The organism is Pseudobacter ginsenosidimutans (assembly GCF_007970185.1).
Taxonomy (GTDB): Bacteria; Bacteroidota; Bacteroidia; order Chitinophagales; family Chitinophagaceae; genus Pseudobacter; species Pseudobacter ginsenosidimutans.
Map to the genome: position 1 here is coordinate 4,907,041 of NZ_CP042431.1, position 13,832 is coordinate 4,920,872.

14 protein-coding genes are annotated in these 13,832 nt (G+C 47.2%); 10 read left to right on the top strand and 4 right to left on the bottom strand.

Annotated elements, in window-relative coordinates; all coding sequences use genetic code 11:
* Positions 1 to 71: 71 nt before the first annotated feature.
* Entirely contained in the window at positions 72 to 3,182 is a 3,111-nt protein-coding gene (locus tag FSB84_RS19270; protein WP_130539524.1) for a sensor histidine kinase, read from the bottom strand.
* 162 nt (positions 3,183 to 3,344) lie between these two features.
* Between FSB84_RS19270 and FSB84_RS19275 the strand changes: the two genes are divergently transcribed.
* The 6 genes from FSB84_RS19275 to FSB84_RS31150 are packed head-to-tail and all read left to right on the top strand — an operon-like array spanning position 3,345 to position 7,042.
* The gene (locus FSB84_RS19275; protein WP_130539525.1) at positions 3,345 to 4,046 is read left to right on the top strand and encodes a hypothetical protein; all 702 of its coding nucleotides are present in this window, start codon (positions 3,345 to 3,347) and stop codon (positions 4,044 to 4,046) included.
* 16 nt (positions 4,047 to 4,062) lie between these two features.
* The gene (locus tag FSB84_RS19280) at positions 4,063 to 4,818 is read left to right on the top strand and encodes a hypothetical protein (RefSeq protein ID WP_130539526.1); all 756 of its coding nucleotides are present in this window, start codon (positions 4,063 to 4,065) and stop codon (positions 4,816 to 4,818) included.
* Positions 4,819 to 4,835: 17 nt separating this feature from the next.
* Positions 4,836 to 5,186, top strand: coding sequence for a hypothetical protein (locus FSB84_RS19285; RefSeq protein ID WP_130539527.1), 351 nt, complete (start codon positions 4,836 to 4,838; stop codon positions 5,184 to 5,186).
* A 24-nt stretch (positions 5,187 to 5,210) separates the two neighbouring features.
* Complete coding sequence (locus tag FSB84_RS19290) at positions 5,211 to 6,230, top strand: hypothetical protein (protein ID WP_130539528.1); 1,020 nt, start codon at positions 5,211 to 5,213, stop codon at positions 6,228 to 6,230.
* A 38-nt stretch (positions 6,231 to 6,268) separates the two neighbouring features.
* The gene (locus FSB84_RS19295; protein WP_130539529.1) at positions 6,269 to 6,649 is read left to right on the top strand and encodes a hypothetical protein; all 381 of its coding nucleotides are present in this window, start codon (positions 6,269 to 6,271) and stop codon (positions 6,647 to 6,649) included.
* Between the two features lie 15 nt (positions 6,650 to 6,664).
* Positions 6,665 to 7,042 carry a hypothetical protein gene (locus FSB84_RS31150; protein ID WP_147122280.1) on the top strand — a complete coding sequence of 126 codons (378 nt, stop codon included), beginning with the start codon at positions 6,665 to 6,667 and terminating at the stop codon, positions 7,040 to 7,042.
* Between the two features lie 88 nt (positions 7,043 to 7,130).
* Here the strand turns inward: FSB84_RS31150 and FSB84_RS19305 are convergent, their stop codons facing one another.
* The 3 genes from FSB84_RS19305 to accD form a co-directional block, all read right to left on the bottom strand.
* Positions 7,131 to 8,381, bottom strand: coding sequence for a hypothetical protein (locus tag FSB84_RS19305; RefSeq protein WP_130539531.1), 1,251 nt, complete (start codon positions 8,379 to 8,381; stop codon positions 7,131 to 7,133).
* Between the two features lie 89 nt (positions 8,382 to 8,470).
* Positions 8,471 to 8,959, bottom strand: a complete 489-nt coding sequence (smpB, locus tag FSB84_RS19310) for an SsrA-binding protein SmpB (protein ID WP_278045132.1) — start codon at positions 8,957 to 8,959, stop codon at positions 8,471 to 8,473.
* Between the two features lie 26 nt (positions 8,960 to 8,985).
* Positions 8,986 to 9,897 carry an acetyl-CoA carboxylase, carboxyltransferase subunit beta gene (gene accD / locus FSB84_RS19315; protein ID WP_130539533.1) on the bottom strand — a complete coding sequence of 304 codons (912 nt, stop codon included), beginning with the start codon at positions 9,895 to 9,897 and terminating at the stop codon, positions 8,986 to 8,988.
* An 81-nt stretch (positions 9,898 to 9,978) separates the two neighbouring features.
* Between accD and FSB84_RS30695 the strand changes: the two genes are divergently transcribed.
* The 4 genes from FSB84_RS30695 (at position 9,979) to FSB84_RS19330 (ending at position 13,753) form a co-directional block, all read left to right on the top strand.
* Positions 9,979 to 10,155: a hypothetical protein gene (locus FSB84_RS30695; RefSeq protein WP_158644010.1), complete on the top strand. Its 177-nt coding sequence runs from the start codon at positions 9,979 to 9,981 to the stop codon at positions 10,153 to 10,155.
* Between the two features lie 88 nt (positions 10,156 to 10,243).
* Positions 10,244 to 10,948, top strand: coding sequence for a succinate dehydrogenase cytochrome b subunit (locus FSB84_RS19320; RefSeq protein ID WP_130539534.1), 705 nt, complete (start codon positions 10,244 to 10,246; stop codon positions 10,946 to 10,948).
* A gap of 51 nt (positions 10,949 to 10,999) precedes the next feature.
* Positions 11,000 to 12,973 carry a fumarate reductase/succinate dehydrogenase flavoprotein subunit gene (locus FSB84_RS19325; RefSeq protein ID WP_130539535.1) on the top strand — a complete coding sequence of 658 codons (1,974 nt, stop codon included), beginning with the start codon at positions 11,000 to 11,002 and terminating at the stop codon, positions 12,971 to 12,973.
* Between the two features lie 18 nt (positions 12,974 to 12,991).
* Positions 12,992 to 13,753 carry a succinate dehydrogenase/fumarate reductase iron-sulfur subunit gene (locus FSB84_RS19330; RefSeq protein WP_127124460.1) on the top strand — a complete coding sequence of 254 codons (762 nt, stop codon included), beginning with the start codon at positions 12,992 to 12,994 and terminating at the stop codon, positions 13,751 to 13,753.
* Positions 13,754 to 13,832: the final 79 nt, after the last annotated feature.

A 13,832-nucleotide genomic window follows, 5' to 3' on the forward strand; every position in this document is an offset into this window, starting at 1 on the left:
ATTGCTGACCGGGTTCTGCCAACGGCGCACCGTAAACCACCGGATACTCAATCTGGGCATCAAAAAAAATATTAATAGATGTTATGATGCAATATGGTCAGCTCCAATCTTACCAATGTGCCGTTTTCCATTTCACCGGAGATGCTTCTTTTATCGATGATGGAGAGTGAGCTGTGCATCTTATATTTTTCGTTGAGAATATTGAGCCTCTCCCGCACATTGGAAATACCGAAGGATTGGTGATTGGGACGATGCCTCATCTTGTTCTGTCGCGACTGAACGATGCCGATCCCATTGTCTTCCACTTCGCAGATCAGGTTGGGGCCTGAACTGAAGAACCTGATCGATAATTTTTTTTCGCCTTGTTTGGGATGGAGTCCGTGCCAGATGGCATTTTCAACCAGCGGTTGCATCAGCATGGGCGCCATCTGGATATTATCAGTATCCAGCTCGTCTTCTATTTGTATATCATATTCGAATTGATGGAGCCTGATCCTTTCCAGCTCAAGGTATTGTTGCAGTTGATCGATACATTCTCTCACGGTGATGAACGTACGCGTGGATTGTTCCAGGTTGGTCCTGATCAATTGTGCGAATTTGCTGAGATAGCGGCTGGCATTCTGTCTTTCGTTGAGCAATATCATTTCCTTGATACTGTTGAGGCAATTGAAAATGAAATGGGGATTCATTTGTGCGTGAAGCCCTTTCATTTCAAGATCGGCCAGTTGTGCATTGATGGCGGCTTTCTGGCGTATATGCCTGATCCTGGCGCGAAGGCCCAGCCATATTGCTGTGATCAGCAAAGCAGCGCAGAGGAGAATGAACCAGGCATGCTGCCAGAACGGAGGTTTGATCACGATCAGGATCTCCTGCACCTGTTCAGGCCAGTTATTGTTCTTGATATACACTTTCACCTGCAAACGGTGTTTGCCGGGAGGAAGATTATTGAAGATGATACTTCGCTGTGCACTGGTTTCCTGCCATGCCTCATTATTGTTTTGCAATATCCTGTAGGCGAATTGCTGGCGGTGGGCATCCTCAAAATTCACGGCCGCCAAATTCACCACCAGGCTGTTCTGGTTGTAAGGGATCTCTATCTGACCAGAAGGCTGGTGTATTGTATTGGCGCCGTTCACCTGTATATTTTCGATGAAGAATGCGGGAGGCAGGTTGCTCTTCTCCAGACTGTCCGGATTGAATTGAATGATATGATCGAGGATCCCGCCGTACAGTTTTCCATAAACGGAATCATAGAAAAAATGATAGGCTGTGAAAGGCCCTTCAGGCAAACCGTCGGCCATACCAAAAGAGGATACTTTATTGTTTTGGATATCGTAACCTGCCAGTCCGCTTTCTGTGCCCAGCCAGAGTTTGTTGTTGCAAAGCTGCATAGCCCTGATCAGGTTGTCGGGCAGTCCATCGCTGCGTGTAATATGGAGGAATCCTTTGGTGGTGGTATCATAAATGGCAAGCCCGTTCTCTGCTATGGCGAAACAGATCTTTCCATTTTTATCGAATGCGATCCCGTTGATCTCCTTCCTTGCAATCCTGATATGCGGAAATGAATCGATCAGTTTATCGAAACGATGGGTGCTGGTATTGTAGCGGCTGGCGCCATGTCCGCCAAACCAGATATTGCCCTGTTTGTCTTCCTGTATATACATGGGCGACCTGATATTGAAGAGCGGCTCCCTGGTATGATCCGCCAGGTTGAAGCCTTTATCGGTCTTCCTTCGATAGAAGAATATATTGTTCATGTTGGTGGCAATATATAAGGTTGTGTCGCTGCTCTTCAACAGCCAGCTGATCCAGTTATGGTCATTATCCCAGTTCTGCAAACGGACTGCATTGTGTGCATAGTTCTTTGTACTGATGGCGATCAGGGGGCCGAAAGTGCCTGCATAGATACTGTCGTTATTCCAGGCGATGAGCGAGTACACATTGTTGGCGGTGCCGGAAGGCCTGACCTTTGAAAGATCGATATGATGAAGGAATTCCAGAGTGGACCTGTTGAACACATAGATGCCTGCTCCGAATGTACCGACAAACAATTTATTACCGGCTGCTTCGAAACAACTGACAGCAGTCTTTCCTTTGCCGGCGGGCAATGTCAGTTTCACCAGTTGGCTTGCATTCTTCTGTTGTTTGAATAATCCCCTGTCTGTACCGATCCAGATCCGATCCTGTTTATCCTTTAAAATGCCTGAGCAAAGATAATCGGGTAAATACAGTTCGGGATGGATAACATAATTGTCTTCATTGCGATGGTAACGCAGCAGGTAGAACCCTTTCTGGCTGGCGGTAATGGTAAAAGTGGAATCATCCAGGCGGGTGATCTTGCTTCGCCATCCGAATAATTTATCCAGTCCGGTTAAGGATGTTTGAAGTAAATATTTTTTCTTTTTCCTGTTATCGAACCAGGCCATTTCTGTAGCGCCTTCTGCAATCACGCTGAATGATCCTTCGTTGCAATGCATGAAATGTACCCAGCCTTTTCCTGAGCCGATCTGCGCATACAGGGAGCCGTCATGCTTACTCACAGGGCTAAACGTTTTTGAAGCAATATGGTACCTGTATGGCCCTGCGGTGGTGGCCAGTAAGAGAATTCCGGGTTCTGGCATGATCACGCCGTCGCTTCTGCCGAAAGGCACATCCGTTTTGCCGGCATCTTCTTTTTTATAATGATCGTACCTGAATTCCAGTTCATCTTTTTTGTTGAAATGGTAAAAGCCGGTTGAGCTAAGCAGGAAGAGATTACCCTTTTCATCGCCTGCCATTCCCTGGATATTGTTCTCAACATAGGGCTGGCCCAATGGCCCGGGTGGAATGATGATATTCCGTTGTTGTAAAGTGGCGGGTTGAATAATATGGAAGCCTGTGGCAGTGGATGCACCCAATTGCTCCGGGTTGATCCATTTCAGTTTTTTGATGAAGTCGTTGGCCAGACTGTTGCGGCTGGTGTCTGCATAGAAGCGTAAAAAACTATTGCCATCAAAGCGATTGAGGCCTTTCCTGGTAGCGATCCAGATATACCCGGCTTCATCCTGCACGATGCTGTTGACCCGGTTGTCAGACATGCCATCTTTGGATGTATAGACAGTAAAATCCTTTTCGTTGAATATTTGCGCCTGCAAACTCGGAGTAAGCAGCAGTGATAAAAATATGGAAAAGAGAAATCGCAAATGAATGGTAAAGGTTTGTTTAAAGATAATCACTAAATGATTATAGTGGTTGCCGTTGGTAAAAGCAGTACGGCCGTTACTGAGATCACGGTTTTTTCCCGCCTGTATTCAATCTAATTTTCCTTCCGGTTCAATTTATTCTTTAACCTTACAATCAGTGCCGTGAATACAAAACTCTTTTGGATCGTTGTCTGCCTTCTGGCCTTTGCCGCCTGCAGCAAAAGCAAGGATAGCGCTCCTCCCTGCAATATCATCACTGTAAATTCAACGGGCGATGATCCCACCACTTTTACTTACAATAAGGATGGCAAGCCGGTTTCGATCAACTATGGGACCTATAAAACTGAATTCACCTATTCAGGCAATACTATCAATATACTACAAACGAATAACGGAGTATTCCGCACCAGGTGGATAGTGGAGGTCAACAGCAAAGGGCTTGCGGAAAAAATACGCAACGAACATAATGCCGCGGGCACAGATTGGACGGATATGCTGCACACATATAACGGTGATCAGCTGCAGAAGATCGCTACAGTCAATAAGAGCGGAGTGGTCACCAGGATCTCGAGTTTCACCTGGGAGGATGGAAACCCGGTGCTGATCAGCTACAATAACGGTGATCCTGCAATCAGGTATGAGTATTACAAAGACAAGCCCTTCGATCCCAAAGTATTCCTGGTGGAAGGTAATTACTGGGATGTAGCCAGGCCAAAGAATCTCCTGAAGAATATGTACTATGGTGACGACCTGAACTGGCAAAAGACCTACGAGTTTGACAGTAAAGGGAGGGTGATTGCACAAACGGAAAAAACAGGATCAAGCCCTACCACCTATCTGTACACTTATGATTGCGATAGATAAACCCAACCAATCTGTTATGAAACAACTATTCATTCTGCTCATAATTACATTCGCGCTTTCCGTGGCGGGATGTAAAAAAGACAAGGATACGAAACCTGTATGCCTGTTAACAGTTATGACCCCGGGATCGGGAAGCGTTGTCAATCTTTATTACGATGATCAGGAAAGATTAAGCATGATGAGATATGAAAACCAGCAGTTCAAATATGAATACAGGGCTGATTCAGTCATTGCAACTGAAACAAATGGTTCGGCTTTTGTTCAACGAGCGATCTATAAGCTGAATGCGCAGGGCTTGCCTGTTTTGATGAGACTGGAGGTCAATACTTCCGGTACGCAGTGGTTTCAATATGCCTATGAATATAATGGAACTGAAGTGGTGAAGTCAGTGAATACGAATTATGCCAATTCCACTACAGAAACTTATTTGTATACCTGGAGTAATGGCAATCTTGTAAAGGCAGTAGAGGGGCCAAATGAGCGCAAGTTCGAATATTACACAGACAAGCCCCGGTTGCAGGGAGATGGCTTCCTGATCGAAATGTTATCGCTAAGCGGGAGTATTGGCATGTATTCACTGAACGGCGCCGTTGAAATTGTACGCAACAAGAACCTGCTGAAGAAAATGGAGCATACACTGCTGAGCGTTGGTTCTTATTCCATCACGTATGAATATGATTCCGATAAGGAAGGCAGGATAAAAAAGACCAGTATCCTGAACAGCAATACCAATTCCAGAGGCCAGTTGGATTATCAATATCGTTGCAACTAATATCTAAAACTATTACTATGAAAGTTTCCTTACAACAGGATGAAGTTACCATCGATACCTGGGCCATCATGTACCATCCTCCCGGCGGCGGTAAATTCAATGGCAAGCTAACTGTTACCAATAAGCGGTTATTGTACGATGCCAAATATGATGTGTCTGCCAGGGGACTGCTCAGCGAAGCGATGTTTGTGAAGTGGGGGAGTGAAGGCTATCTCGAGATCAGGAAGCAGGAGATCGTGAATGTGGAAGTGGAAAAAGGATTCCTGGCAAAGAAAGCCATCCTTACACTGGCAGATGGTTCAAAGCATGTATTCAATTACGGTATGCTGAACATCGATAAGCTGGTGGCGGCCATCAATAAGAACTGACTTTAACCAACTCAATTTTCAGTCATGAAACCATCATGGATCCTTAAAATATTCATCATCATCATGAGCACAGGTATTTCACCGGAGGATGCCCTGGCCCAGGGGCAAAAAGGGAAAATGTATTTTTCTACACAGCCCTTCAGTAATGGTAACGAAAACAGTAAGAACAGTTTTACTTCTGCCGAATTCATTTACGGCCGTATAGAAACCGGCCAGCTCCCATTGAAAGAGGCGTTCAATATGGCCAGCATCAAAACAAAACCATTGTATCTGCTGACCACTTACCGCATTACGCGTGATGATGGCCGTGAGAAATACATGCAGGGCAGTATCTTCCTGCGAATGGACAATGGCGCTGAAAACAAGACCTTCTTCAATTTCGATATCACGCCCAGGGCGGACCAGGCAAAAACCACAGTGAGCATGGTGGAAGAGTTCAATACCGGATTCAAAGCAGGTTTTTTTCTTCCATATGCAGACAATTCAGATTATTTCTGGAAAAATGGAAAATACAAAGTGGAGCTTTCCATCTACCTGAAATCCTATGATGCCTGGGGAAGGCTGGATGATACAGAAAAATGGCCGGATATAACGGGCATCTTCACACTGCAATTTGATGCTCAGGATGTGGCGGCACAAATGAAGAACAGTGAAGACGGAAGACTGGCCATGAATGAGAACAGGATGAAGATCGATGGGCTGCCTGATTTTTTCAGCAAGCCTGCAAAGATCACTGATCCCAATCTCACATCTGCAAAGATCATGGCCATTCTGAAGCGGGATCTTCCATCTGTGAATATCGTGAAGGCGGTTATTCCTCCCTTCGATGGAACCCTGAAAGATATTGCGAAGAATGATCTCGGCCTGATCCTTTTCCGGTATGTGCGTCCATACGTGAGGGTCATATACAAGGAAGATGGCAAGTGTTATCTCGGTTCTGTAACGCTCAAAGAAGATTACCTGGGTGGCGGGAAGTATGGTCCCCTGAAATACCACAAGTTCTGGGGAGAGGAAGGGCTGCTGGATTGCGCGCTTGTTAAATAAGAACTGACTCCAATCATATATCTTAAATCTCTTCAATCATGAGAACACTCTTTATTGTTTTGCTTATGAGTACAATCATAGCAACAGGATGCAACAGCAGTCCGAAGGATCCGCAGTCTGACCCGAAAGCCCTGGCGGAAGCTATCTTCGCGGCAGCTAAAAGCGGGAATTATTCAACCTTGCCGGCGCTGATTGCCGCCGATGCGGATGGCGACAGTAAGATGATCGCGCAGGCTGCTTCGGACCAGAATATTCAAACGGAATTCAAGAAGCATTTTGAAAAGGGAAAAGTATCAGGTGAGCCTGTGGTGAACGGCGATGCAGCTTCCGTGAATATTCTCTTTGGACCAGATGGCACAAAGGAAGAGACATTTGAAATGGTGAAGAAAGATGGAAAATGGTATTTGCATTCATTCTAGCGCAACGATAGCCTTATGAGTTTCCTGAAAGCATGCATGTACTGCTTATTGTGTTACATCGGTTGTATCGCTGTAATCGATCTTGCGGCAGTTTTGTTGGTAACTTTGCTTCCCGGGCCCGGTGGCAGACGATTAAATGGTCAGGCCGGGTTCGGCAGCAAAATATTGTACTATGCGGTCTGGCTGGTGGCTGGTTGCATCGCCGGTACTGTTTACAGTGCAGGCAGCCTCGCACTGACCGGATCCAACGGGTTGATCCGGAAACAACCGGTATGGATATTCATCCTGGCGCTTGTATTTTCGATCCTGCTGATAGCGTTCTTCTATTCGATGGGGAGATGCTGGTGCCGCAATACAATAATGATTACTATGTACCGGGCCATGCATACATGACCTGGACATTCTTTATTTCCTTCCTCGTTATCTGTTTGCTGAATTGTATGCTTTCGAAAAAAGAAGAACAGGTAATTTAAGGGTTTCTCTATTTCAATTTCAACCGGTGTGGATCATCCTGGCGTTTCTTTCTGACCAATCTTACGGTGGCATTCTGGGAAAGGCTGCTGCTCAGGTACACTTCATATCTTGTGCTGCCATCGGTTACCACCATCAAAGCTGTATTGGGCGGGTATTTACCGAGGTTCTGTGCAAACATGCTGATCTCATTCACCGTTTTCATGCTATCTAATTTCACATAGATATTGGTGCCCCTGTCTGTGATCATCTGGTTGGCAAGTACGGGTGCGCCATTGAGGAATACGGAGATGGTATCTCCATCGATATCGCCGTTATCATAGAACGTGATGCGGATGGAATCGCTTTCCACTTCCAGGTCTTTACTGTATATATTCTTCCTTTTTTTGAAAGCTTCCGTGAGGGATTCTTCCAGCCTGGGGGAGATGGTGATCTTTGTGGCATTGTTCTCGGCAGGGGAGAGCGTTCTGGTAACGGGAACGTCTACCCGCGGAGTGGATACTGAGGGAACAACGGGTTTGCGTTCAGTTATTGTTTCTTTCACTGCAGCTTCCGCTTCTTTTTTGGCGAGCTCGCCATCTTTTACCAGCTCAGCTTGTTTTTGTGCAGCTTCTTCAGCTTTGGTCAATGGTTTCTTTACTTCTGTTCTGGCTGTTTCTTCCGCTTTCTTTGCCACCAGTGTATTCACTGAGTCTTGTTTTTTCTCTGCGGCAGCCATTACAGGTTCTTCCTTTTTCGTTTCCACCACTACATCTTCTTCCTGTGGTTTCCAGAATCGTTGTCCAACGGCCATATTGCGGAGCACGGCGGTGGCAGTGCCTTCTGTACGGTCCATGGTGAAAGTGACTTTCAGTTCCGGACAGGTGTATTTGTATTTATCGCTGGCATAGAAGGAACCGTTCATGGTGCTTCTGGCCTGGCTCACCATCAGTTTGCCCACGAAGCTCATGGGGCATTCGATGCCGTTGCGTGAGGTGGAGGCATAGAGTAGCATGGGAAGATTGGGAATGGTTACTTCACGGGTTTCCTTATTGTATTTGCCGCGCACGAAGAAGCTCTGGTAAGTGTCTTTGAAATAATAACCGAATACGCCTTCCACTTCATTTCCTTTCTGCTGGAGTACCAGTTCTGTGAGGTAGTTGCTGTAAGAGCCCTGTGCCGCCACATCGGCCTTACCGTACCAGGAGCCGGATGCAGACTGCGCCTGTGATTGATGGGTGAGGATCAACGCGCTTGTCCAGAAGAATAGTTTTTTGAACATACGTGAAGATAGGCAGAAAAAATCAAGCCAAACTACCCAATGGCCTGTTTTAATGCACAGTATGTGCGTATGTTGTGAGAGGGGAGGCGCTATTTCATATGACGTTTCATCTCGCGTTCTGTGTCGCGTTGTTTGATGGTCTCGCGTTTGTCGTACAGTTTTTTACCCTTGCCAAGACCTATCTCCATTTTTGCGATGCTTTTTTCATTGAAGTAAATGCGGAGTGGAACGATGGTGTATCCTTTCTCTTTGATCTTTGCTTCGAGCTTGCGCAATTCTTTTTTATGGAGCAGGAGTTTGCGTTCCTGCGTGGGTACGTGATTGTTGTAGGTACCGTGACTGTATTCGGTGATGTGAAGGCTTTTGATCCAGAGCTCTCCTTTATGGAAGAAGCAATAGGCATCATTGAAGGAGGCGCGGCCTTCGCGGAGTGATTTCACTTCAGTTCCGGCCAGTACGATGCCGGCATCGTAGCGGTCTTCGATGAAATAGTCGTGATAAGCTGATCTGTTGCGGATCTCTGTCATTTGTTCTTTATAACACAATACGAAATGCGAAGTTCGGAAATCCTTGTTCACATTTCGTATTGCGGTGTATGGCGCTGTTAGTTCCTGAAAAGATTCAGTACTGTAGCCAGTTTGTCTTTCAATTCTTTACGCGGCACAATGAAATCGAGGAAGCCATGTTCGAGGAGGAATTCACTGCGCTGGAATCCTTCGGGCAGGTCTTTCTTGATGGTTTCCTTGATCACGCGTGGTCCGGCAAAACCGATGAGGGCTCCGGGTTCGGCAATATTGAGGTCGCCCAGCATACCGAAGGAAGCTGAGATACCGCCGAAGGAAGGATCTGTCAGGAATGATATATATGGTACCTGTGCATCGGTGAGCTGTGATAATTTACCTGATACCTTGGCCAGCTGCATGAGAGAGAAAGCGGATTCCATCATACGTGCGCCACCTGATTTACAGATGATCATGAGGGGTATCTTCTTTTCTATGCAGATGTCTGCGGCCCTGGCGATCCTTTCACCCATTACACTTCCCAGAGAGCCTCCGATGAATTCGAAATCCATACAGGCTATCATGAAGTCGAGTGATTTGATCTTACCCTGAGCAACACGGATAGAATCGGTAAGGTCCGTTTTGCCCCAGGTTTCCTGAAGTCTTTTACCGTAGGGTTTAAGGTCAGTGAAATGAAGAAAGTCTTTCGAGCGGATATTTTCAAACAATACATCGTATTGGTTGTCGTCAAACAGGATCTCAAAATACTCTGCGCTTCCGATGCGGTGATGGTAGGCGCATTTAGGGCAAACGAAAAGATTTTCCCTCAGTTCGGTTACGGTACAGATATATCCGCATTCGGGACATTTGCTCCAGAGACCTTCAGGGGTTTCTTTCTTTTCAGCTGTACTGGTCAGAATACCTTTCTTAATCCTCTTGAACCAACTGCTCTTTGACTCTTCGCTCCGGCCATCTTCGCCTGCCAGGTTGGCGTCAAAGTCCTCTTCTTGTTTCATTCGGTTGGTTTTAGGCGGCTAAGATATGCATTTTAATAAATTAATAATTTCAAGAGTCAGGCAGAAAATTTTTACAATAATATGATATTTGGCCTCGCTGCGTTACTTTTGCACCTGAGCGGCAAAACGCAACCCTATCTCATGACTGCTTTCTATAGTGTTGACCATGAGACGGTGATAAAGACAGGCAAGGCTTTTGGCCGGATGAGCATCATCGGGAAATTGATACATATCACTTATTCCACATTCAGAGCTTAACGCTCATCCTTCCAGGCTGGAACCTTCTCAGACGCCAGGTTGTGCACTCATTCAGTTCAGTGCGCTTTTATAACAAAATCTTTTTCAGATGAAATGGTCTGAACTTTTTACGTCTTCCATCGGTAAGAAACTCGTCATGGGCTTCACCGGAATTTTCCTGATTCTTTTTCTCATTATTCACGTCAGTATCAATGCCTGCATCTTTGCCGATCTTTTCGATCCCACAGATAATGGTGAAATTTTCAACAGGGCTGCCCACTTCATGGGAGCGATGATCCTGATCCGAATTGCAGAAGTGGGCCTCTTTGCCGGTATCATACTCCATATCGTACAGGGGTATATGCTTACTGCGCAGAACAATTCAAAACGCGGTGTTGCGTATGCAGTACCCATGGGTAACAAAGGTTCCAAATGGTACAGCCGCAGCATGGGCCTTCTCGGCACCCTGCTCCTGATGTTCCTGGTGCTGCACGTATCACAGTTCTGGTGGGATTCCCGTATCTCACACAACCTGCCGCCTGCAGCATATGATGCAGAGCAGCATGATCTCTTCGCCCGTATGATCGAAGTATTCCAGAACCCGGTGATGGTTGTATTATATATTATCGCCTGTATCTCCCTGGCATATCACCTGATGCACGGTTTCCAGAGTGCATTCAGAACAATCGGGGTACATAATAATAAATACCTGAAGATGGTGAAGAGTATCGGGATCGGTTTCTCTATCATCGTTCCCATCGTATTCGCCCTGATGCCCATCGCCTGCTATTTCGGATGGGTGCGTATCGACTAATATTCATCTTGTATCAGTGACTTCATAAACTGCAAACCATAAATTGGTTATATGTTAGATGCAAAAATTCCTGCCGGCCCCTTAGACCAGAAATGGACATGGTATAAAGGCCATTGCAATCTGGTGAATCCGGCAAACAAGCGCAAACTGGAGGTGATCGTTATTGGAACTGGTCTTGCCGGAGCTTCGGCTGCGGCTGCACTGGGTGAGCTCGGTTATAAAGTGAAAGCTTTCTGTTTCCAGGACTCTCCACGCCGTGCACACAGTATCGCAGCACAAGGTGGTATCAATGCCGCCAAGAATTATCAGAATGACGGGGACTCGGTCTTCCGTCTTTTTTATGATACTATCAAAGGTGGTGACTACCGCGCACGCGAAGGCAATGTGCATCGTCTGGCCGAAGTGAGTGGTAATATCATCGACCAGTGTGTGGCGCAGGGTGTTCCTTTTGCCCGCGAATACGGCGGCCTGCTCAGCAACCGCTCATTCGGTGGTACACAGGTTCAAAGAACTTTTTATGCTGCAGGTCAGACCGGGCAGCAGCTTCTCATAGGCGCTTACCAGAGCCTGGAACGCCAGATCGCTCTCGGTAACGTGAAAATGTATAACCGTCATGAGATGCTGGAGATCGTTATGATCGATGGCAAAGCACGCGGCATCATCGCCCGTGATCTCGTTAATGGTAAACTCGAGCGTCATTTCGGTCATGCCGTACTGTTATGCTCCGGTGGTTATGGCAACGTATTCTATCTTTCCACCAACGCCATGGGCAGCAATGTTACCGCAGCCTGGAAAGCGCACAGGAAAGGTGCATACTTCGCCAATCCCTGCTTCACGCAGATCCACCCCACCTGTATCCCTGTGAGCGGCGACCATCAGAGTAAGCTCACCCTCATGTCTGAAAGCTTGCGTAACGACGGCCGGATCTGGGTTCCAAAGAAACAGAACGACGATCGCAAAGCCGCAGACATCCCTGAAGATGAAAGGGATTATTACCTGGAAAGAAGATACCCCGCATTCGGTAACCTCGTTCCCCGGGACGTGGCCAGCCGCGCCGCCAAGGAACGTTGCGATGCCGGTTACGGAGTAGGTACTTCCAAACAGGCCGTGTACCTGGATTACGCCAATGCCATCCAGCGTTACGGAGAGATCGAAGTTGGTAAACATGGACTGTCCAATGTTTCTCCCGAAGAGATCACCAAATTGGGTAAAGCAGTAGTAAAAGAGAAATACGGTAACCTTTTCGATATGTACGAAAAGATCACCGGCGAGAACCCATACGAAACCCCGATGCGTATCTATCCCGCGGTGCACTACACCATGGGCGGCCTCTGGGTGGATTATGAACTGATGACCACGGTGCCCGGACTGTATTGTCTTGGTGAAGCCAATTTCAGCGATCACGGCGCCAACCGTCTCGGAGCTTCTGCACTGATGCAGGGCCTGGCAGATGGTTATTTCGTGATCCCTTATACAATCGGTAACTATCTCGCAAAAGATATCGCCACCAAGAGCATTCCTACCAATCACCCCGCATTTGATGCGGCTGAAAAGGAAGTGGCTGACAGGATCAACCAGCTGATGAATATCAAGGGCTCCAAAACAGTGGAAAGCTTCCACAAACGCCTTGGTAAGATCATGTGGGATAAATGTGGTATGGCCCGCAATGCGAAAGGATTGCAGGAAGCCATCACAGAGATCCGGCAACTGAAAAAAGAATTCTGGAGCGATCTGCGCATTCCCGGAGCCATCAATGAAATGAACCCTGAGCTGGATAAAGCCAACCGCGTGGCTGACTTCCTGGAACTGGGTGAACTGATGTGCATCGATGCCCTCAACCGCAATGAAAGCTGCGGCGGTCACTTCCGTGAAGAGTCACAAACTGAGGAAGGCGAAGCAAAACGCGACGATGCCAACTTCGCTTATGTGGCAGCGTGGGAATACCAGGGTGATCACAAATGGAATATGCACAGGGAAGACCTAAACTTTGAAGTAGCTAAACCAACTCAGCGTAGCTATAAATAACAACTACATCTATCGTCTATGGAACATTATAATATGAATCTTACACTGAAAGTGTGGAGACAGAAAAGCAGGAACGATGCAGGCGGTTTTGAAACCTATGATGTGAAAGATGTTTCTTCGGAAATGTCGTTCCTGGAAATGATCGACGTATTGAATGAGCGGCTGATAGCTGAAGGTAAGGACCCCATTGCCTTCGATCATGATTGCCGTGAAGGTATCTGCGGTATGTGCTCCATGTATATCGATGGCCGTCCGCACGGTCCATGGCATGCCAATACCACCTGCCAGCTGCACATGCGTGCCTACAAGGATGGAGACACCATCACTGTAGAACCCTGGCGCGCCAAGGCTTTCCCCGTGGTGAAAGACCTGGTGGTGGACCGTACTGCTTTCGACCGCATTGTTCAGGCGGGTGGATATATCTCCGTAAATACCGGAAACGCACAAGACGCCAATAATATACTGATCCCGAAAGACAAGGCTGATCTGAGCTTCGCCAATGCTGCCTGCATCGGTTGCGGCGCCTGCGTTGCCGCTTGTAAGAACAGCTCTGCCATGCTCTTCCTCAGCGCGAAAGTGAGCCACCTGGCATTGCTGCCACAAGGTGATCCTGAGCGCAAGAGCCGTGCACTGAATATGGTGGCGCAAATGGACAAAGAAGGTTTCGGAGCCTGTACCAATACAGGAGCCTGCGAAGCAGTTTGTCCCAAAGAGATCTCTATCACCAATATCGCGCGCCTCAATTTCGAGTACCAGCGCGCAGGTTACTCTGCCGAGTAATCCACCGGTGAACAAAAATATGTCCAGGGCCAGCCAGCAAAGGTTGGCCCTTTTACTTTTGGAGTAGCCAGCGGCTCCG